Here is a 20557-nt window from a genome sequence, read left to right as displayed (position 1 = left end):
TTTAGCTCAGTATGGTTATGGCTTCTAAGGGCATAGGTTTATTGATGTAAAAACCTTGGCAAAGGTCGATTCCGTATTCACGCATCACTTTCATCGTCGCCTCGTTTTCAACACCTTCTGCGACAACGTGAATATTTAAGCTTTTTGCTAACGAGCGAATGGCAACGACAATATTTCGTTTTTTGGGATCGCTTTCGACACCGTGTACAAAAGAACGATCGATTTTGAGTTCGTTAAAAGGCAGTTGCGCTAACTTTTCAAACGTAGACGAGCCAGTGCCAAAGTCATCAATAGACACCGTGACACCGTTCATTCGTAGCTTGAGTAGGTTTTTATAAATTGAGGTACTGGCCTGGAACGTATCACGTTCAGTAATTTCTATCGTGATTTGTTCCGGCTCTATATCATTGTCATGGCACAGGGAAAGAAAACGGCTCGCAAACTGCGGATCTTCTAAGTTGGCGTGATCAACATTGATGGATACTTTTTGTGTAAAGCCACGATGTTTGATGTCGTAAATGACATTGTTAAATACCGCATCAAAAAGCGCTTTCGACAGACCACAGCGTTCAACAATTGGCAAAAAATGGAAAGGTGATAACACGCCATAAATGGGATGATACCAGCGCGCAAGAGCCTCATAACCAAGCACCTCGCCACTTTTCGTACTAACCAATGGCTGATAGTAGTTTTTTACTCGCCCCTCATCCAACGCCCAGATAAACTCATGATCATCGACTTCGATCGGTTGAATAAATGTCGCTTTCTTTTGTGTGTCTTGCTGCATTTTGTCAACAATGTCAGCGACTTCAAGTTGATCGTAAGGCTTTTGTAACTTACCAACCACCTCAAAGCTAAAGTCATTGCACATGGCTTTAACCGCTGAAATGATCGTCAAGTCCATCGCACTCACTATGACGACCTTGCCTTGATAGTTTATATCATCAAGCAACTCCATCATGTCGACCCCATCTCTTCCAGGCATCATGATATCGCAGAAGATGACATCAAATTGCGTGGTTTCCGCACACATAATTGCTTTATCTACGCAGTTAAATGGGGCAACAAAAGCACCATGCTTGCGTAAGGCATGGGTTAGCAAAGTGGTTTGAAGGGGATGATCGTCGATCACCATGGCACTAAATGTTCTGTTCATGTATTTCTGTCCAGTTCTGTACGTTCTCGATCTCCTGCTCGATATGTATAATGAGTTCCGCTGCAAATTTATCCAATTCTGTAGCACTGACCTTCTCTGCCTTAATGCAAAGATCGGTTAACACTGAAATGCCTATTGCGCCTACCGCTCCCTTAATCCCGTGAATCACTCGTTTTTTGTCATTGTCTGTGGTCGCTTTCTTCAACTTAGCCACATCCGTCGCCATCGATTGGCGGAACACTTGAGCAATTTCTCTGGCATCTTGTGAGGTAAACTTATCAATCCAGTTTATTGATGGGCTTTTTTCTTTCTGACCTAAAAAAGGAAGCAATATGGCCTTCAATTTATCCAGGTCGTACGGCTTATAAAGCACACTATCCATGCCTAGCTCGTTCGCTTTCTCACTTGCCAGACGGGAATCTTCAGCCGTTACGCCGATAACTGGCAGCGTTTCAAAAACCTGTGAAGATCTCACTCTCTTAACCAACTCGAAGCCATCCATTTCTGGCATATGAAAATCCGTCAGAAGTGCAGAGACTTGTTCGTTCCGCTGCAGATATTCCCATGCTTCACGACCGTTATTGACGATCACGGGTTCAATACCAAGCTCACGCATCTGCATCAAAATAATGCTCTGGTTGATCGGGTTATCTTCCGCGATCAAAACGGTACCCTTAACCCAAGCGATAGATTCTTGGGGTAATTCCGTTGAAATCACATTCTGATGGCTTTGATCAAACAAGCTTAACAGGGTGTCTGGGTACTGAATCTCACGCAATGAAAGACAAATAGGTGCGATTTCATGCTGACTAAACAGAACGCCTTTACAGCGCCCTTGCTGATCTTTTTCAGGGATTAAATTCGCCGTTATGTCAGAAGATTCATTCGGTGTTTTCATATTCCAGATTTCACACCACTGACGAACAGACAGTGGTAATGCTTCACTGTAAGTTAGCTCTGGATAGTACTCGTAGTTGAGTTCACACAAGGTTACCGGTAGCTTCACAACCATCGTCGTTCCCAGACCATATTGAGAGTCAATCGTGAGGTCTCCGCCCATACATTGGATCAAGCGATCGACAATGCTGAGCCCTAGTCCAGTTCCACCATATTTACGCGTAATCGTGTCATCGGCCTGAACAAAAGGATCTAAAACGCCTTTTAACTGGTTTTCTGTCATTCCAATGCCAGTGTCCGCTACTTTTATGGTCAACTGCGACTCATGCAAAATAACGCTAATCGCAATTTCACCCTCAGAGGTAAATTTGACTGCATTAGACAACAGATTAGTGATGATCTGGATGAGTCTTAGTGTGTCAATTTCCACGAGACGGTGTCTGAAAGGCTTCACTGTTACCTTGTAATCCAGCCCTTTATCTAGCGCTTTTGGCTCAAAGCTACGTAAAACGTCGCAAAGCGTTGATAGCAAATCCGTTTGTACTGGTACGACAGTTAACTGCCCCGCTTCCAATTTTGAATAATCCAGAACTTCATCAACCAGGGTATTTAAATGATTTAGCGCTAGCATCGCCTGAGAGATAAGCTCACGGTTTGACGTATCCTCTACCTGACGCTGAAGCAAATCGAGAATGCCATGTGCCGCTGACAATGGCGTTCTCAACTCATGGCTCATGGTTGCTAAAAAGTTTTCACGTGCCCGCACAGCCGTCTGCGCCTTCTCTTGCGCATCGATAAGTGCCTGTTCACGTTCCTTCTGATGCGTAATGTCTTGTACGACAGTAAGGACGAATTTTTTCTTACCACTCGGAGAAGAGATTGATTTTCGCTCTCGGTAGACATGGTTAATGCCTAACTTACACCCCGCCGACGCAACCTCTTCGGTAATGCGTTCTCCTTCAATAACTCTGCTCAGCTCATCTTCGTTATCGACAAGGCGCAGACCCGTCGCACAACTTTGTAGGCTACAGCCTTGGCATTGACCATGTTTGTGGCGGGCGCAGTTACTCATCTCTAAGTGGTTATTCTCGTCATGGATAAATACCAGGCTGTTGATTTCCTGAATAATTTCCATAAGCCACTGCTTTTCTTTTTCTTCATTATTGGCATTCAGCTCGGCTAAATTTACCTTTAACTTCAAATGAGCTAAGACAAAATACGCCACAACTAACAGCACAATAAACGCCACGACGCCTGACACAACGATTCTTGTCATGTGTTCATCGTCATAGCCATAGACTAAATTGAAGTTTCGGTGTGAACGAAGCAGCTTTTCTATTTCGTTTGAATCAATCGTGTCGATGACACTATCGAGCATGTTTTTCAGCTGCGTATTGTGGTTAGACACCGCAAAAGCGATAGAGAATGTCAGTGCGTCATGCTCGTTAATGACTAAACCATCGACCTGGTCCTGAGCAATCAAACTATGGACAATATCATCAGGGACATACGCAATATCTAACTTACCCGATTTCAGATCCATCAATAGCTGCTTGGGATCATCGTAGCGAGAAAAGCGATCATGCTGCCATGAGTCTAAGTGCACTAACCCTTGCTTTTTCAAACTGATTAAAATGCCAAGCTTCGAGCTTTCGGTCACATCGACATTGCGCTCTTCCGTTCGGATAGACACGAAGTTGTTACGCATAAAGGGCTTTGTCACCAACCAGTCAGAAACCGGTGCATCATCAACATAAGCCACAGGGACAAGATCAGAGTTAAAAGCGGTCAAGCCACTGCTTAAGCTCGTTTTTGGCTTAACAAATTTAAATGATAAGCCAGTTCGGGATTGAATTAACTCGATGAAGTCCGGAAGAAAACCATCCAGATGATCAGAGTGAGCATTCTTAAATAAAAACGGATACGCTTCTTCGCTGCTGCTGTAAGTAATCTTGTGCTCAACACCTAAATGCTTACGATACTCAACTAATAGCTTGTCGTTGATGTGGTAAGGGTTCTGGGAAGCAACAGAACGAATATTTTTCCCGCTCTTTTCCCAACTTAGAATCTTATTGATCTGATTAATAAGGTCCTGATTTTCAGGCGAAGTAATGAAACTCACGTCTTCATAATTCAGCCATTCTGGTATGTCTACCAAACCTTTAACGATATTGTGCTGATCAAGATATTGGTTGATCGCGACATAAGTAGAAATGAGTGCATTCGCTTGACCAGAACGGACCTTTTCAAAGGCTTCTAATCGCGTTCTGGCATAACTGATGTTGTCGAACCCCTGAGATTTAAGGTTGTGACAATATGAGCTGCCTTCAACACAAACCCAGTGAATTTCCTGATTTGATCGTTGCTTAAGGCTGGCATCTTGATACCAAACTGCAATGGTGCTTGAAAAGAATGGCTGCGAAAACAGGAAGCGACCTTCCCGTGCACTTGTTTTGCTAAACCCAACTGCGCCATCGATGACACCGCTCTCTACGTCAGCTAACAAAGGAGGAATATGCTTGTAAGGACGAAGCTCTAGTTTGAAGTTAAGCGCTTTTGAAATGTTGGTCAGGTAATCAAGGTTGATGTCATAGAAAGGACCAATACTATCAAGCATTGAGTCTCCGGCGTTGTGCTGCGTAATCACGCCAACAACCACCGTGTCTTTTTGCTCTTTAATCGTTGAGTCCGCAGGTGCATTAAAAGAAACCGCAACGCTAAATAATGTAACGGATAGCAAGAATAGTTTTCTTAAAATGCTCAACATAAAGACTTCCTCTGATTGGGAAGTCAGATTAATCTGAGAGGCTCAAAAGTCAAATATCAACACCACAACAAAACACATATATTCTATTGATATATAAAGATTATTTTAAAATTAGTAAGTACATTCCTACAGAATCTTCCACCTTTGACTACATTCTTTTTGCGCTCAATATCTCAGCAAATAATATTAACCAGATTGCATCTTACATTTGTAAAGATGAGGATGAATAACTGTAAGCTCAAATATTCGGCACTTAATACTGAGTAAACGGTTTTTCGCCATCATCTTGAGTGCTTAATGGTATTACGTGATAAACTACACGATTAACAGCAGAATGAAGCTCAACTCTGCGGTACATAGGAAAGATACTTACAACTTCCAGTATACTGGCCATATCAAAGCGTTCCGCCAAGTATTCAGGTTAGTAACCGTACCCCGTATGAGCACAGAATTTAAGGTAGTAACTCAAATGGTTAATAACTCAATCCAGTGGTTTCCTGGCCACATGCACAAAGCACGTAAAGAGATCGAAGAAGCGATCCCACAAGTGGATGTGATCATCGAAGTACTGGATGCCCGTATTCCTTTTAGTAGCGAAAACCCTTTGATTTCTCAGATTCGTGGTGACAAGCCGGTCGTTAAGGTATTGAACAAACGCGATTTGGCAGACCCAGAAATGACTCAGCTCTGGATTGATCACCTTGAGCAAGAACAGAATGTGAAAGCGATGGCTATCACAACGTCTGAGCCTCAGGAAGTTCATAAAATTATGGAACTTTGCCGTAAACTTGCACCTCACCGCGAAGAAATCGGCAAAAACATTCGTACCATGATCATGGGCATTCCAAACGTTGGTAAATCAACCATCATCAATACGCTTGCAGGTCGTACGATCGCCGTAACGGGTAACCAACCTGCGGTAACGCGTCGTCAACAACGTATCAACCTTCAAAACGGTATTGTTCTATCTGACACGCCAGGAATTTTATGGCCAAAAGTAGAAAACCCGCACAGTGGTTTTCGTCTTGCTGCAACAGGTGCCGTGAAAGATACCGCGATGGAATATGATGAAGTGGCATTTTACACCATCGAATACTTAGCCGCTCAATACCCTGAGAAGCTGAAACAACGTTATCAAATTGAAGAACTTCCAGAATCTGATATCGAAATCATGGAAGAGATTGGTCGTCGTCGAGGCGCGTTACGTGCAGGTGGCCGCGTTGATCTGCACAAAGTATCTGAAATTCTGCTTCATGAGTTACGTCAGGGAACATTAGGCCAAATCACTTTAGAACGTCCAGAAATGATTACGCAAGAGCTTATCGAAGTGGAAGTTGAAACCGCGCGTAAAGAAGAAGAAAAAGCCAAACGTAAAGAAGAACGACGTAAACGCTACTTGCGTAACAAGCGTTAATTCCACTCTTTAAACCCTATACCGAAAAGCTCAGCCTAATGCTGAGCTTTTTATACCAATCTGGATAAGTAGATGGTCTTTTAATTACGCTGGAAAAATCACTTAGAGCAAGGCATAGATTGCAGTAACTAGTTATTCTAATTTCAAAATCTACAACGCAGCTATCAGCGATTTTACCTAGCAAGAATGATTAAATACTTATTTAGATTGGTATTATACCCAACTAGCTATTTTATCGAGTAAGCGGCTTTTATCGGCTGGTTTCACAATGAAATCAGACATACCGGAAGAGTCAATTTTATCCAAAGTAATGCCTGTGCTATCTCCTGTATAAGCAATAATAGGGACCGACGCATAACGCTTGTTAGAGTTTCGGATCACTCTTGATGCTTCAATCCCATCCATCACTGGCATTTCAATGTCCATGAGAATCACATCGATACTCTCTGTTTCTAACGCTTCGACCGCTTGTTGTCCGTCTTCTTTCTGAATGACATCAAACCCCTGCTTTTCCAACAATATAGCGGTAAACTTTCGTAGTGACTCGTTGTCATCGACCACCATAATTGTGTGTCGGTCCGGGTGCACCGACGGCACGGTTTCACTGTTGTTTGATGAGACCGTGGTATCGTGTGGCTCAAAAAGAATTTGGTCAATGGTATTTGCTGTATTAAGCAACCACGCTTGCGTTTCCACCCATATCGGTTCATTAACTGGCTGATATTCTTTGGGAACTGGATGACGCTCAAATAAGTAAACGATGCGTGCTTCGCGGTAGGCGAACAAGGATTCAAATTGCTGGAGTTGTTCAACAGCGCGGTCTAAGCTATGTAAATCAATAAAAATCGCATCGTAATCACAATCATTTTGCTTGTGATCAAGTGCTTCATTTACTTGCATGCACTTCAGCGAAAAACCCATTTGGCTGCTCGTCTCATAACCTCTGGAGAGAAGTATGTCCTGATTCGACACAACAAGAACCTTCTTCAACATAGTGAGTTCTTGTTTGATCTTTGTGACAACGTCAGAGTTTAAGCGCGGAAAGCTCAAAGTAAACTGAGACCACTCACCGAGAACGGACTTCGCCTCAATGCTACCGCCAAATGAGGACATCACCTTTTTACAGAATGGCAACCCGAGACCATAGCTTTTTGATTTTCCAGTGGTGTAAAAGTCCTGAAAAATATTGGGAATTACATCAGACGCGATACCTGCACCATTATCCGTCACAATGATTTTATTTACCGACTCTTCAGTTTTTAGCTCTACGAGAATATGAAAGTCTTCGGAGCTACGGTGATGAAAAGAATTCTTCAAAAGGTTGTACATAATATATTGAAGCAGTGTATCACTACCTAAGAAGCAGAATTCGTCCCGCACATCCAGAGAAATAACGCGTTTGTCTGTCGAACGCTCATAGCTGAAACTGTCTATCGCCTGCTCTACAACATCACGAGAGGAATACTTTTTGAAAGTGGAACGCGAAATACGATTTTCATCAATAGAAGTAAGCAATAGATCAATCGTCTCATTCGCTGAATGAATAATGCTCTTGGCGTCTTGACTAACTTCATCTAGCAGCGCGATATCTTTACCCGTCATAAGATATTGATCGCTATCGACCATTTGCTTACCTGGCAATATAGAACGAATCAGCTCTATAGACGTTGAAAGACCACTAAGAGGGTTGCGCATTTCATGAGCGATGCCTGCACCAAAATATTTAGCTAATGACACTTTTGATTCATGTTCAACTTGGTTTCGCACATAGAACATATTGCCAAAAACATAGATAAACAAAAAGATAGGAACATGTGCCCAATCCATTGCAATGTCAATTTGGAAACCTTTTGATACCCAGGCAAAAAACGTCGCTAGCGCAACTCCAGTAAAGGTCTGTGCAAACATGACTCTGGTGACATGTACTAACAAAATGTGCAGGAAGATCGCACACATGAACGACATCACCCAAACTTCGGACCAGTCATTCATCAACAACATATAGAAGAAGAAAAATGGCAAGCAGAGTGTGATGGTAACCTGGTAATAAATGGGAATGTAACGGTGCCAAGCCGAAGGAAATCGATTTCTGAAGATAATGCCTAAGAATAATAGTGAGCAGAACAAACGCAGCGGTAAGTTTTCATACGCTTGTGGGAACAGCACTTCCCAAACCACGTAATATAGAGGGAAACCAATAAAACCTAGCCAGCCAACAAGTGTGAGGTTGGGCTCTGCGTACTGATAGACTTTACGCATCGCATCCATATAACTCAACTTACCTGCTTTACTCTGATGTTCCATATCTGTCATTGATTATCATTGTTATTATCTTTTTAGGCGGGTGATTATATAGTACTCAACGACGATAAACAGTATGGAATGGTATAAATATTAAACAACCTTGCTCTTGCCCAACAAAAAGAGCAGCGACCTGCTGCTCTTTATGCATATGACATCATAAGATAACGCGATAACTACGAATAGACAACATGGTCCTCAATGCCATTTACCAAAGCTTGCGCACTCGGCCAACTAAACACTTTTTCCATCACTTCCGTGCCTCCCGGTGCGCGCCAAATACGCTCCTGGCACTCTCGCCCACCAATATGGCGATAAAATTCAATTGCTGAAGTATTTTGTGAAACGACTTCCAGATATAAGCCACTGTCTTTGAAGAATTGTTGCTGCCATTCAGCGGCGGCAAGTAAGAGTTGTTTTCCGATACCACGGCTACGAAACGCGTCATCGACATGCAATGCATCAATAAAAGTTCCACGCTCAAAATCATGGTTACCAAAGATGCAAACAAAGCCAATTAAAAGACCACCCTCTTCTGCAAGTACAATGTGCTGATTAAACGGAGGGTTGGTAAGACGGGTCTGCCAAATCAGCATTTTATCATCCAAAGCATCTTTGTCTAAATAACTGCTACTGAGGATGCCTTGATAGTGACGTTTCCAACTCTCTGCATGCAGATGCGCGATGCGCTCGTAGTCCTTATATTCCGCTAGTCGTAAATCCATTACGTATTCCTATATTCTTATAAATCCTGCTGTTCTGCCATAATTTGGTCTTTTTCACTATTTTAGACCTTATTTACTGGTAGATTTTCCATAGCTTAAGCCAAAGCTCATTTTTTAATACTACTCATTATTTAATTAAAAGCAAAATATGCCGACCAGTTTATCGAGAATACACTACAAGAATCATCACATTTGTATAACTTCAATTTGACTTACACGTGTACGCTGATATTCTAGCGCACAGTTGTTAGCTCAAAGTCAGGAAAACACTGTGACTCAAAACAGACCACCTATTATCTGGTTGAATATATTAATATTTTCGGCCAGCTTCGTTCTTACTTTCATTGTTGCACCTTGGTATGCCTACCGCTTTGGGTTGGGCTGGGAACATTTGATTTGGGGCATTATTGCGTTCAGTTTTACCAACTTGTCGATTACTGCGGGATATCATCGCCTTTGGAGCCACAAAACGTATGAGGCTCATCCAATTTTACGTTTCGTATTTGCTATAGGCGGTGCGTTTTCTCTACAAAACAGTGCATTACATTGGTCGTCCGATCACCGTGTCCATCACAAACACGTGGATAACAACGATAAAGATCCCTATTCAGCTAAGCGTGGCTTCTGGTACTCACACATTGGCTGGATGCTACGTGATTACAATAAGTCCAAGCAAAATGAATACACTAACTGTCGTGATCTGAAACGCGACAAGATTGTGATGTGGCAACACGACTACTATGTCCCACTTGCGCTAGTGACAAATATCGGCTTTCCCGTTGCCTTGGGACTTATTTATGGTGATGTATGGGGAATGCTACTGGTTGTGGGCGCAGTTCGCTTATTTATGAGCCACCACACGACCTTTTTTATCAATTCATTGGCTCATGTTTGGGGTAAACAGACGTTTACTGACAAAAATACAGCGCGTGATAATGGAATCCTGGCCTTTTTTACCTTTGGCGAGGGTTACCATAATTTTCATCACATCTTTGAGAATGACTACCGTAACGGCGTATATTGGTGGCATTACGACCCAACCAAATGGCTGATTAAATCTTGCTCTTGGTTAGGGTTAACCTCGAAATTACGTACAACGCCGACTTTCAGAATAGAAAAAGCGCGGGCGACCCAATTGTTGAAGACAACTAAAGAAAAGCTAGAATCAAGACCGAATACACAACCGATTCTCGATCAACTTCAGCAAGAGTTTGATTCTCTCGTTCATCATATGCAGGAGTACTATGAGGTTCGAAAAGAGCTGTTCAGTCAAAAGACCGCAGACGTCGTGAAAAAGTATGAATACTCACTCTGCAAATTGAAGTATCAGCAGATCAAAGCCGAGTTTGAAAGACAACAGCAGAGCTGGAATCTCATGGTTCGTCAATACGCATAACCTTATCCCGACCATCTGTTAAAAGCTCCGATTCATCGGGGCTTTTGCTTCTTATATCCCTCTTAATTCACAATCCGCTTTCAACTGCCTTTTTTGAAAATTTTCTGGACACTACGCCGTTTTAATTGCAAATCAACCTCAGTGTTTTGTTTCTTTGTTAACCATGAAATTCAGCATATATCACCTATTAATCCATAATTAAACAAAATAATAAATCGTCGTTACTTATTAAATTATAATTTGTTTTAGATCATGTAAGTCCCAGATTCAACTCGTGCCACAGACCAGAATTCTGTACATTCTCTGTCATAAATTGACACAGTTTCATCCTTTTTTTATTACATCTGGAGACACTTATGCTAGAGCTCTTAATTGGCTTAATAGTGACCATTGCCGTGGGCTACTTTATTGTCAAAGGTTATAAAGCAGCCGGCGTGCTTTTAACTGCAGGTATTGGTTTACTTCTCATGACTGGCTTTTTAGGCCACCAAGTTCTGCCATCAAGCATCACTTCAACAGGAAACATGGTAACGGACTCATTAGAATACGTTAAATACATGCTTCAGTACCGTGGTGGTGGCTTAGGCATGCAGATTATGCTGCTTTGTGGTTTTGCGTCTTACATGACACACATCGGTGCCAACAACGTAGTAGTAAAACAGTTCTCGAAACCACTTTCTGTCATTAAGTCTCCTTATGTTCTTTTAGTTGCAGCGTACATCGTGGCTTGTTTGATGTCTCTAGCAGTAAGCTCAGCGACTGGTTTAGGTGTACTTTTGATGGCAACGCTATTCCCGATGATGGTAGCGATGGGTATCTCGCGCCCAGCAGCCGTTGCAGTCTGTGCGTCACCAGCCGCGATCATTCTTTCTCCGACTTCAGGCGATGTGGTTATCGCTGCAGAGAAATCAGGACTGGCTCTTGATGTATTTGCTGTGCAAACCGTTCTACCTGTATCGATTTGCGCCATCATCGTCATGGCTGCGGCTGCTTTCTTCTGGAACAAGTATCTGGATAAGAAAGAAAATACGCCAATGGAAAAAATTGATGTATCAGAAATCAAAGCTGATGCACCGGCGTTTTACGCAGCACTGCCGTTTTTGCCAATCTTCGGTGTCTTTCTTTTCAATGGCCGTACCATCCCAGGCTTAAGTCTGGATATCTATACCATCGTGGTTGGCTCTATTTTCTTGGGTGCGATTATTCATTACGTTGTAAACAAGTTTGACGGCAAAAAGTCTCTGGAAGATCTGGACTCTTGTTATGAAGGTATGGCCGACGCGTTTAAAGGCGTAGTAATGCTGTTGGTTGCTGCTGGTGTATTTGCGCAAGGTCTGATGTCTATTGGCGCAATTGATAACCTACTTCACCTAGCGGATCAGGCTGGTGCTGGTGGCATTGCTCTTATGCTGATTTTGACAGCCCTAACTGTTGCAGCAGCCATTGCTACAGGCTCTGGTAACGCACCATTCTATGCTTTCGTTGAGCTTGCTCCTTCACTGGCAGCGAAAATGGGCCTGAACCCTGCGTTCTTAATCATCCCAATGCTGCAAGCATCGAATCTAGGTCGCACGATTTCTCCGGTATCAGGCGTCATCGTAGCCACATCTGGCATGGCGAAAATAAGCCCATTCGAAGTGGTTAAACGTACCTCTGTACCTGTACTGGCAGGCTTGGTAACAGTAATCATAGGCACAATGGTACTGGTACCAATGAGTGCTTAGTACGTCTGGTGACAACATCTAGTTTCAAAAATCACAAAGGCCCGATGCAACGTCGGGCCTTCTCATTTATAGCAGTGTTACTCCAGTCTTCTATTACCTCTTCCCTGTCTTTCCAATCACTCTCACAACTTATTAACATTATTCAACACGTGACATATTTCGCGTATGTGTAACGGTATTCGCGTTAGAGTTTGCTTGTTGTGTCAGCAGCTTATATAAAAACCTAACTTACTCGAAACTTGGAACTGATTATGACTGCACTGATCGTCTTTATTGTTATTGTTCTACTTATCGCGGCATACGCCATTAGCATCTACAACAAACTGGTGACTCTGCGAAACCGATTCAAAAACAGCTTTGCTCAAATCGAAGTTCAACTCAAACGCCGCTACGACCTAATTCCAAATTTAGTCAACACCGCAAAAGGCTATATGGAGCATGAGAAAGAGACATTCAAACGTGTAATTCAAGCACGAAACCAAGCATTATCTGGTCTTAAGGCAGCGAGTGAAGCGCCAGACAGCGATGCTGCGATAAGCCAACTTAGCCAAGCGGAAGGCATGTTACAAAGCGCTCTAGGTAAACTTAATGTTGTAGTTGAAGCTTACCCAGAGCTAAAAGCCAATGAGACGATGAGCCAACTGCAAGAAGAGTTGACCAGTACAGAAAATAAAGTCGCGTTTGCACGTCAGGCATTTAATGATTCAGTAACCAGCTATAACATCTACAAACAAACTTTCCCTCCCGTCATTTTTGCCAACATGTTTGGATTTCAGGACGGTAAATTGCTCGAGTTTGCTGATAGCGAAGCCATCCAAGAAGCGCCGAAGGTTGAGTTTTAATGGATTTTTTTCACCATCAAGATACTGCACGTCAGCGAACCGGGCTTTTGGTCATGCTGTTTGTGTTGGCAATATTAGCCATCACCAGTCTGGTTAGTATTGTATCGATTGGTATCTATTTTGGCACCACTGGTAAGCCATTTGATACCCAAAACGTCATAACTTATGGTTTGTTAAGCTTTGCCGGAGTAACGTTAGTTGTCTTCGTTAGTTCATTCATTCGGCTTAGCGAGCTAAGTTCAAATGGTGGACGCGGAGTGGCAGAAAGTATTGGTGGCAAACTTATTTCGCCAGATACGTTAGATTCGAAGCACAGGCAACTGCTTAATGTCGTTGAAGAGATGGCAATTGCTTCAGGCATTCCTGTTCCTTCTGTCTACTTGATGGCAGAAGAACAAGGAATTAACGCTTTTGCCGCAGGTATGAGTATCGATGACGCTGTCATTGGCGTAACCCAGGGAGCCCTTGATAGCTTTAATCGTGATGAACTTCAGGGCGTCATCGCTCATGAATTTAGCCATATCCTGAATGGCGACATGCGCCTCAACACTCGACTGATTGGTGTCTTATTCGGCATTACGTGTATCGCTCATTTTGGCCACTTAGTACTGGATAATTCTCACCGTACATCTCGTGGACTTTCACGTAGCTCTTCAGATTCCAGCAAAGGTTATGCCGCCATTCTACTGATCGCTATCGTCTGTCTGATACTGGGTTGGTTAGGCACACTGTTTGGTTCTATGATAAAAGCCGCGATCTCTCGTCAGCGTGAATTTTTAGCCGACGCGAGTGCCGTTCAGTTTACGCGTAACGATCAGGGAATAGCAGGCGCACTCAAAAAAATTGGCAGCAATTCTCACGGATCGACACTTGATACCAAAGCAAGTGACGAAATGAGTCATATGATGTTTGGACAAAGTAAGCTCTCCGGATTTTCTGGTTTGTTTGCAACTCACCCACCGCTTGATGAAAGAATTCGCCGTATTGAGCCTAACTGGGATGGAAACTATTCGCACCTGACTGACAATAGCAGTGCCACTTTTACTGGTGCTCAAATAAGCGGATTTGCGGAAAACGCACCACTAACTCCCAACAAGCCAGATACAGCGCCCGTTCAGTTCAATGACGCAGGCCAGCGGTTAATTGAACAACTACCTTCAGAACTTGTGGACCTTGCTCGTGAGCCCTACAGCGCACGCTTCATTACTTTCCTTATCATCTTCGATGGCAGTGATATTCAACGAGAGATGATAAAATGTCACATACCGCCTTCCTCTCAAACGAAGCTACTCCTTTGGCTCGATTACGATATACCGCTTCATCTCCGCTTTCCTTTGCTTGAATTAGCAATACCCGCCCTTAAATCCCTTAGCGAAGGTCAGCGGAATAGACTTTGTGAAGTGCTGCGTGATCTTTCTCAAACTGATAATGATTACTCGCTGGAAGAATGGTGCGTGATCAACTTGCTGGAAAAACAGTTACTTGTTTCTTTTGGGAATACGAAGCAGAAAAAAACATTAAAACAGCTAAAAGAAAGTGTGTTTTGGTTGCTCAGGGAACTGGCTTGGGTTAGCCACTCCCAACAGGATCATGCACAACGCGCGTACCACTCTGCGCTCGCTTGTTTGGGGTTTCCTAAACATGATTTAGAAAAAGCGAATAACAACTGGAGTTTGAGCCGTGCTGCGTTAGAACTGCTACTGCAGTTAAAACCAAAAGAACGAGAAAGGTTTGTTAAGGCATGCCGACTCGCAATCGAGTCTGATGGTGAAGTTACGGTCGCAGAAGGTGAGCTTTATCGCGTTGTGGCTTGCTTCCTTGAAGTACCAGAACCGCCACTAACAATATCTGGTTAGAAACGTATCTTTGTTTTTCGCCTTTAATACAAAAAGCAAAACGCCAGCGAATTATCGCTGGCGTTTTTCTAACATTATCTTTTTTACGCGGCTTTAAAGCGCTCTGGAACTCGTGTAACGCTTTGGCGGTAACTAAACCACAGATACGTTACTGCCAGAGAGAAGAAGAAGTAAGACAACGCAAACACTATAGGCGAAGTAATCAGTTCCGCAGACATACCCCACATTACACCAGTAACGGTAATTGCCAATTTAGACAGCATGCCACAGATCAACAAGAACAGCGCAAGTTGCGGGAAGCGAGAGCTACGAAAAGCGAAAAAGTAGCAGCTACCAACAGCCAAGGAAGCGATAGAAAGACCTAACATAAATGAATGGAAATGCTCTGCCGATGCCACACCTGCAGAAACAGAAGCGAAAAGCACTAGGAACAGTTTCATAAGTTACCTCACAATAAATCGAAAAAAGCATCCCTTCATAAATGAAAACTCATTTTTCGCTATATTCTGCTCATTTTGCATGCTATTACAAGCACATTTTTTGCTCGCTTTATGTACAACCCACCCAACCAAATAACCTTATTACAAAAGGTTAACAACTTAATTCTTATAAATCCTTTGTATCCAATACTTAGCTTTAGAAGCTCTCATTTTAGGCAATCTTGTCACAAAGTGTTAACACAGAAATGTTTCGTAACTTTTCTCTAAAAATGTGAACTAAATTTCTAAGTTCAACATGTTCACCTAATTTCTTTACAGCATCAAACAAGACAACGACACCACCCAACCCCATTAACGAGTTATTTACATCTATCGCCGTAGAGGTGCACATGGTTTTATAGATTCAAATAAATTTTAAAACTAACCTCAAAAAGAGATTCCAATCACATATTTATTGGTTATAATCCGCGCCAATTGCGTCAAATGTTGAAAAACGCAAACTTATTTTTATAAAAAACACCTTTAAACCCACCACTCTTTAATGCTGGAGAGAAGGAATTCCAAATGCTGATTGTCAGCGATTGGTTCCATACTCCCGACAAAGAGTTAACCGAGAGAAAAAATGAGTAAGATTGATAAAGCGATGCGCATCCTGCTAGCAGGTTTCTGCATCAACCTTTGTCTTGGCATCCTATATGCCTGGAGTGTATTCAATAAGGCACTGGTAACTGAGTCCGGTTGGACAGCTGCAGAAGCTTCTGCACCGTACGCGACTGCAACCATCACTTTCTCTATCTGTCTTCTTGTTGCAGGCATCCTACAAGACCGCATGGGTCCACGTTTGATCCTTATTCTTGGTACGGTTCTAACAGGTTTGGGCATGATCGCATCTGGCTTTGTTGACTCACCTTTGATGCTGAACATCACTTTCGGTGTGATCACTGGTGCTGGTATCGGCTTTGGTTACGCATGTTTATCACCTTCTGCAATGAAGTGGTTCCACGCCTCTAAGAAAGGTATGGTTAACGGAATCATCGCAGCAGGTTTTGGTCTGGCAGCTATTTACCTAGCGCCTGTAACATCTGCATTGATCGAAAGCCTGGGCATCCAAACCAGCTTTATGATTCTTGGTGTTGGTGTCCTAGTGATTGCCGTTCCACTTGCAGCAACCATTAACAACCCACCAGCCGATTACACGCCAGCAGAGCCTAAAGTAAAAGAAGGCCAAGCACCTAAAGCGCTTAAAAAGTCTGACGATTTAACCTGGAAAGCGATGCTGAAAACGCCACAGTTCTACTCACTATGGATCATGTATGCGTTTGCAGCTTCTGTTGGTCTTATGATCATCGGTAACATCACGACAATTGCAAGTGTTCAAGCTAACCTGCCTAACGCGGTTTACCTGGCGTCTATTCTTGCAGTATTCAACTCAGGTGGTCGTGTTGTTGCTGGTATGCTTGCAGACAAAATTGGTGGCGTTCGCACGCTTCTGCTTGCTTTCATCCTGCAAGGCGTCAACATGGCGTTGTTCGCAACGTTCGATTCAGAGTTTACCCTAATCATTGGTACCGCTATCGCAGCAGTTGGTTACGGCACACTTCTGGCTGTATTCCCTACTCTTACAGCAGAATTCTACGGTCTGAAAAATTACGGTACTAACTATGGTGTGCTATACACAGCATGGGGTATTGGTGGCGCTATTGGTGCAGCTGTAGTTGGTTACTCAATGACGAATGGCGAAGGTTACACTCTGGCTTACACCGTTTCTGCAGCAATGATGGCAGTATGTATCGTATTAGCGTTCATCACTAAGCCACTAACTGAAGCAAAAGTTGCGAAGCTCAAAATCGCATAATTGTGGATTGATTTGATGATGAAAAGGCTTAACCTATTGGTTAAGCTTTTTTGTTATCGGTATAAAAATCCTGTCGAATTATGCAAAAACCTGTCGAACTTGCACCAGATTACTATTTAGATAATTTCCTCAAACTAACCCAACATGCTACGCATTGGTACAGTGACTTATTACTAGAGGAAGAGCACCATTGGCTCACAACATTCGAGCAACTTGGCAAACCATCACAATGCCTATTAGTGCGACTATACAGCCGTAAAGGGTGTTGGTTTCGCAGTGATAAACTCAATTATCAGGAAATTCCCTCTCTTCACCAAACCCTGTCAGAGCTCGAACAATCGGAACTTATTGAGCTATCCCCTGCGCTTTCTCACCAAGAGTTGGCGACTCACTTACTGACCAAGTCAGAAATCTCTGCGCTTTACCCTGAGCTACCTAAATCACTGAAAAAAGACAATCTCGTTGAGTGTTTAAGCAATACTGAGTTCAACCAGTTTGATTTACTAGAATTTTCTGTGATCCGGCTGAATGCCGCTCATATGATTGATGTCTTGCTCACGTTATTCTTCGCCAATACTCATCAGGATTTAAGCCAGTTCGTACTCGATGATCTTGGCTTGCATCAGTTCGAACACTATCAGTTAAGCAAAGAGCGCCGATTTTTTGATTCGCGAGAGCAAATTGATAGATTGATTGAACTCAGTCAACTCTCAAACCTGTACTGGCAATTTGATCGTAAAGATAAGACCAACCTTGATCTGCTCATTGAAGCCATGCCAGACGCAGTCAAGCACGACTACGTGGACAGAAAGCGTGAACACATGCTTAACGACATAGCCAGAGACTACGAGCGTATCAATGAACTTGAGATCGCACTGGCGCTTTTTGATCAAACCCACCTCCCACCGAGTAGAGAACGCCGCGCACGCATTTATGATAAATTGGAGCAAAACACGCGATTGAGTGACATTGTCACAAGTATGTTAGAAGCACCTATCAATGCCTCCGAGTTTGAAGTGGCACAAAAGCTAGAACAACGCGTAAAGCGAAAACTTGGACAAAAGGTACCAAGAACACCCAAGCCACAGTGCGATGAACATCGTCTTGAACTGGATTTATCACAACAACGTGTCGAACTTGTCACCAAGGAACACTTTGAAAAATTGGGCTGGCAAGTATTTTATGCAGAGAATACGTTGCTCAATGCATTGTTTGGTTTAACCTTCTGGGACGCCATTTTTGCTCCCGTAGAAGGCGCTTTTATAAACGCCTACCAACATCGCCCACTCGATTTGTATCACAGTGACTTTGCTTCTAAACGCGAACAGTTAATCACATCCGCGTTCAATAACCTCGAAACTGGAAATACAAAACAGTTAATAGAAAAATACGATGCCAAGATTGGGATAAGCAATCCGTTCGTTCATTGGGGCGCGGTAAGTAAAGCGCTTATCGAACATGCACTCACAACCATTCCGACGTCAATGCTAGTCGATCTATTAAGCGTCCAACTCCGTGATCTCAAACTCTACCGTAACGGTATGCCGGACCTAATTGCATTTAAGGGAGATCAATTTGAATGGATAGAAGTGAAAGGCCCTGGTGATAAACTGCAAGACAATCAATGGCGCTGGATTAAAGAGTTTAACCGACTTAAGGTACCGTTTTCAGTCTGTTACGTGACTGCCAAAACAACCACATAGTGAGGATAATAAGGGGATTATCCAGATGTACCAACACACGGACAGTCACTCGGTAGAACTAACTGAATGCTTTGAGGTAACACTTCGAAACGTATTTTACGCGAGCGATATGGCTCCCCATCTAAATTCAGAGGTAATGGATTTGGGAAGTCAATTTCCAACCAGCTTGTCCGTGTGTGCTTAACGAACTCGCCTGTAATCCTTGGGTTATTGATCTCTTCGATCACTTTAGGCAAGTCATGAGGTAAGAATGGACAAACCAGCGTTAAATCCATTAAACCATCATCAATCATCGCGTTGGGAGCCAACGACTGGCCGCCGCCCGCCAAACGGCCATTGCAGAATGCACCGAGTAATATCCCACCTTCGTAGCTTCCGTCATCGACCGTGATGGTTCCATCGTACGGTTTAAAGCCCAAAGCTTTTACCACACCTGTCAGAGTATAAGCTCCGCCACCTAAAAAATTCTTCAATTCGACTGGTGTTTCAGTGGTAATTTCGGCACCAAACCCTGCCGTAGCGACATTGATAAAGTAACGATCATTCGCTTTTACACAATCAACAGAAACGGATTGTCCTTTCACAGCCAAATGCAAGGCGTCAGAAATAGAAACAGGAATACGATTGGCAGTAGCAAAGTCATTGGCGGTGCCAAGTGGAATTATCGCCAGTTCAGGCCGCTGGTCGTCTTCAATTTGAGCAATCGCCGAAACTGCTTCATTGATCGTCCCATCGCCGCCAGCAACAACAATACGCGTAATCCCTTCATTTACGGCTTCCTTAACTAAACGCGACATGTCTTGAGATTCCCAAGTCACACGAACTTGCACGTCGACGCCTTGCTCGCGCGTCTCCATAATTGCGTTTCTTAGCTCGGGTATGCCAGCCTTTTTGCCGTTTAGTATCGCTCGTATTGTTTTCATTGAAATCCGTCTCTGTGGCTTAGTAGCGTTTCTTACTGCTCGGTACTTTCGAGAGTGTAGACAAAAACTCCCTACTTAAAACGGTTAAAGTGGTCTGTTTGATAAATAACTAAGATTTACCCAAATACGGCGTCAAAAACGCACTCACTTCCTCACCGCAAACTCCGACTTCTACTTCAACACCAGCTTGCTCTAAGATAGAGATACCACGGCCGCTGTTGCGAGGATCGGGATCGAGCATGGCAACGACAACCTTTTTGATGCCAGTATTTACCAATGTCACCGCACAGGCAGGCGTTCTTCCAACAAACGAACAAGGCTCAAGTGTCACATAAGCGGTGACCTGCTCTAACGTTCCCTTGTATCCATTCAACGCTTCCACTTCGGCATGATTTCCACCGATAGCCTGAGTGTAGCCCTCGGAGACGATCTGACCGTCTTTAACTAAAACACAGCCTACTGGGGGATTAGGTTGACACGCTGGTAGTGCATTTCGAGAAATCTCCAACGCACGGCGCATAAATTCTTGGCTCATGTAACATCTATTCTTTAATGAAA

The 20557-nt window shown here is 43.2% G+C and carries 14 protein-coding genes; 7 read left to right on the top strand and 7 right to left on the bottom strand.

Annotation, left to right across the window (positions count from 1 at the left end; genetic code table 11):
• Position 1: 1 nt before the first annotated feature.
• Positions 2–1156, bottom strand: coding sequence for an EAL domain-containing response regulator (locus V1U08_RS00950; RefSeq protein WP_330469668.1), 1155 nt, complete (start codon positions 1154–1156; stop codon positions 2–4).
• Positions 1140–4820, bottom strand: coding sequence for an ATP-binding protein (locus V1U08_RS00945; RefSeq protein WP_330469667.1), 3681 nt, complete (start codon positions 4818–4820; stop codon positions 1140–1142). The genes V1U08_RS00950 and V1U08_RS00945 overlap by 17 nt, the downstream gene beginning before the upstream one ends.
• 469 nt (positions 4821–5289) lie before the next feature.
• Here V1U08_RS00945 and ylqF point away from each other — a divergent pair, with 469 nt between their 5' ends.
• Positions 5290–6234, top strand: coding sequence for a ribosome biogenesis GTPase YlqF (gene ylqF / locus V1U08_RS00940; RefSeq protein WP_014234088.1), 945 nt, complete (start codon positions 5290–5292; stop codon positions 6232–6234).
• A 213-nt stretch (positions 6235–6447) separates the two neighbouring features.
• On the opposite strand, the gene V1U08_RS00935 is transcribed toward ylqF, so the two are convergent.
• Both V1U08_RS00935 and V1U08_RS00930 read right to left on the bottom strand, forming a co-directional pair.
• Positions 6448–8502, bottom strand: a complete 2055-nt coding sequence (locus V1U08_RS00935; RefSeq protein ID WP_330470220.1) for an ATP-binding response regulator — start codon at positions 8500–8502, stop codon at positions 6448–6450.
• 209 nt (positions 8503–8711) lie between these two features.
• Complete coding sequence (locus V1U08_RS00930; RefSeq protein ID WP_014234086.1) at positions 8712–9260, bottom strand: GNAT family N-acetyltransferase; 549 nt, start codon at positions 9258–9260, stop codon at positions 8712–8714.
• Positions 9261–9531: 271 nt separating this feature from the next.
• Between V1U08_RS00930 and V1U08_RS00925 the strand changes: the two genes are divergently transcribed.
• The 4 genes from V1U08_RS00925 (at position 9532) to V1U08_RS00910 (ending at position 15078) form a co-directional block, all read left to right on the top strand.
• Positions 9532–10656, top strand: coding sequence for an acyl-CoA desaturase (locus V1U08_RS00925; protein WP_330469666.1), 1125 nt, complete (start codon positions 9532–9534; stop codon positions 10654–10656).
• Between the two features lie 356 nt (positions 10657–11012).
• Entirely contained in the window at positions 11013–12380 is a 1368-nt protein-coding gene (gene dcuC / locus V1U08_RS00920; protein WP_329353173.1) for an anaerobic C4-dicarboxylate transporter DcuC, read from the top strand.
• A gap of 251 nt (positions 12381–12631) precedes the next feature.
• The gene (locus V1U08_RS00915; RefSeq protein WP_330469665.1) at positions 12632–13222 is read left to right on the top strand and encodes a LemA family protein; all 591 of its coding nucleotides are present in this window, start codon (positions 12632–12634) and stop codon (positions 13220–13222) included.
• Positions 13222–15078, top strand: a complete 1857-nt coding sequence (locus V1U08_RS00910; RefSeq protein WP_330469664.1) for a M48 family metallopeptidase — start codon at positions 13222–13224, stop codon at positions 15076–15078. The genes V1U08_RS00915 and V1U08_RS00910 overlap by 1 nt, the downstream gene beginning before the upstream one ends.
• Positions 15079–15161: 83 nt before the next feature.
• Here V1U08_RS00910 and V1U08_RS00905 read toward each other — a convergent pair whose 3' ends face one another.
• Complete coding sequence (locus tag V1U08_RS00905) at positions 15162–15518, bottom strand: hypothetical protein (protein ID WP_014234081.1); 357 nt, start codon at positions 15516–15518, stop codon at positions 15162–15164.
• Between the two features lie 622 nt (positions 15519–16140).
• Here V1U08_RS00905 and V1U08_RS00900 point away from each other — a divergent pair.
• Both V1U08_RS00900 and V1U08_RS00895 read left to right on the top strand, forming a co-directional pair.
• Positions 16141–17373, top strand: coding sequence for an L-lactate MFS transporter (locus V1U08_RS00900; protein ID WP_330469663.1), 1233 nt, complete (start codon positions 16141–16143; stop codon positions 17371–17373).
• Between the two features lie 80 nt (positions 17374–17453).
• Positions 17454–19076: a VRR-NUC domain-containing protein gene (locus V1U08_RS00895; RefSeq protein WP_330469662.1), complete on the top strand. Its 1623-nt coding sequence runs from the start codon at positions 17454–17456 to the stop codon at positions 19074–19076.
• A 17-nt stretch (positions 19077–19093) separates the two neighbouring features.
• Here V1U08_RS00895 and yegS read toward each other — a convergent pair whose 3' ends face one another.
• Together yegS and V1U08_RS00885 are read right to left on the bottom strand one after the other, a co-directional pair.
• On the bottom strand, positions 19094–19999 hold the full coding sequence (yegS, locus tag V1U08_RS00890; protein WP_065298741.1) for a lipid kinase YegS: 906 nt from the start codon (positions 19997–19999) through the stop codon (positions 19094–19096).
• A gap of 109 nt (positions 20000–20108) precedes the next feature.
• Positions 20109–20534, bottom strand: a complete 426-nt coding sequence (locus V1U08_RS00885) for a bifunctional diaminohydroxyphosphoribosylaminopyrimidine deaminase/5-amino-6-(5-phosphoribosylamino)uracil reductase RibD (RefSeq protein WP_330469661.1) — start codon at positions 20532–20534, stop codon at positions 20109–20111.
• Between the last annotated feature and the right edge of the window lie 23 nt (positions 20535–20557).

This window comes from Vibrio sp. YYF0003 (assembly GCF_036350715.1).
GTDB lineage: Bacteria > Pseudomonadota > Gammaproteobacteria > Enterobacterales > Vibrionaceae > Vibrio > Vibrio natriegens.
This window is presented reverse-complemented; position numbering and strand designations above follow the sequence as displayed.

Coding starts and splice junctions, on each gene's coding strand:
- V1U08_RS00900 (WP_330469663.1), top strand. CDS start 16,141: ATGAGTAAGATTGATAAAGCGATGCGCATCCTGCTAGCAGGTTTCTGC.
- yegS (WP_065298741.1), bottom strand. CDS start 19,999: ATGAAAACAATACGAGCGATACTAAACGGCAAAAAGGCTGGCATACCC.
- dcuC (WP_329353173.1), top strand. CDS start 11,013: ATGCTAGAGCTCTTAATTGGCTTAATAGTGACCATTGCCGTGGGCTAC.
- V1U08_RS00895 (WP_330469662.1), top strand. CDS start 17,454: ATGCAAAAACCTGTCGAACTTGCACCAGATTACTATTTAGATAATTTC.
- V1U08_RS00930 (WP_014234086.1), bottom strand. CDS start 9,260: ATGGATTTACGACTAGCGGAATATAAGGACTACGAGCGCATCGCGCAT.
- V1U08_RS00935 (WP_330470220.1), bottom strand. CDS start 8,502: ATGGATGCGATGCGTAAAGTCTATCAGTACGCAGAGCCCAACCTCACA.
- V1U08_RS00915 (WP_330469665.1), top strand. CDS start 12,632: ATGACTGCACTGATCGTCTTTATTGTTATTGTTCTACTTATCGCGGCA.
- ylqF (WP_014234088.1), top strand. CDS start 5,290: ATGGTTAATAACTCAATCCAGTGGTTTCCTGGCCACATGCACAAAGCA.
- V1U08_RS00945 (WP_330469667.1), bottom strand. CDS start 4,820: ATGTTGAGCATTTTAAGAAAACTATTCTTGCTATCCGTTACATTATTT.
- V1U08_RS00950 (WP_330469668.1), bottom strand. CDS start 1,156: ATGAACAGAACATTTAGTGCCATGGTGATCGACGATCATCCCCTTCAA.
- V1U08_RS00910 (WP_330469664.1), top strand. CDS start 13,222: ATGGATTTTTTTCACCATCAAGATACTGCACGTCAGCGAACCGGGCTT.
- V1U08_RS00905 (WP_014234081.1), bottom strand. CDS start 15,518: ATGAAACTGTTCCTAGTGCTTTTCGCTTCTGTTTCTGCAGGTGTGGCA.
- V1U08_RS00885 (WP_330469661.1), bottom strand. CDS start 20,534: ATGAGCCAAGAATTTATGCGCCGTGCGTTGGAGATTTCTCGAAATGCA.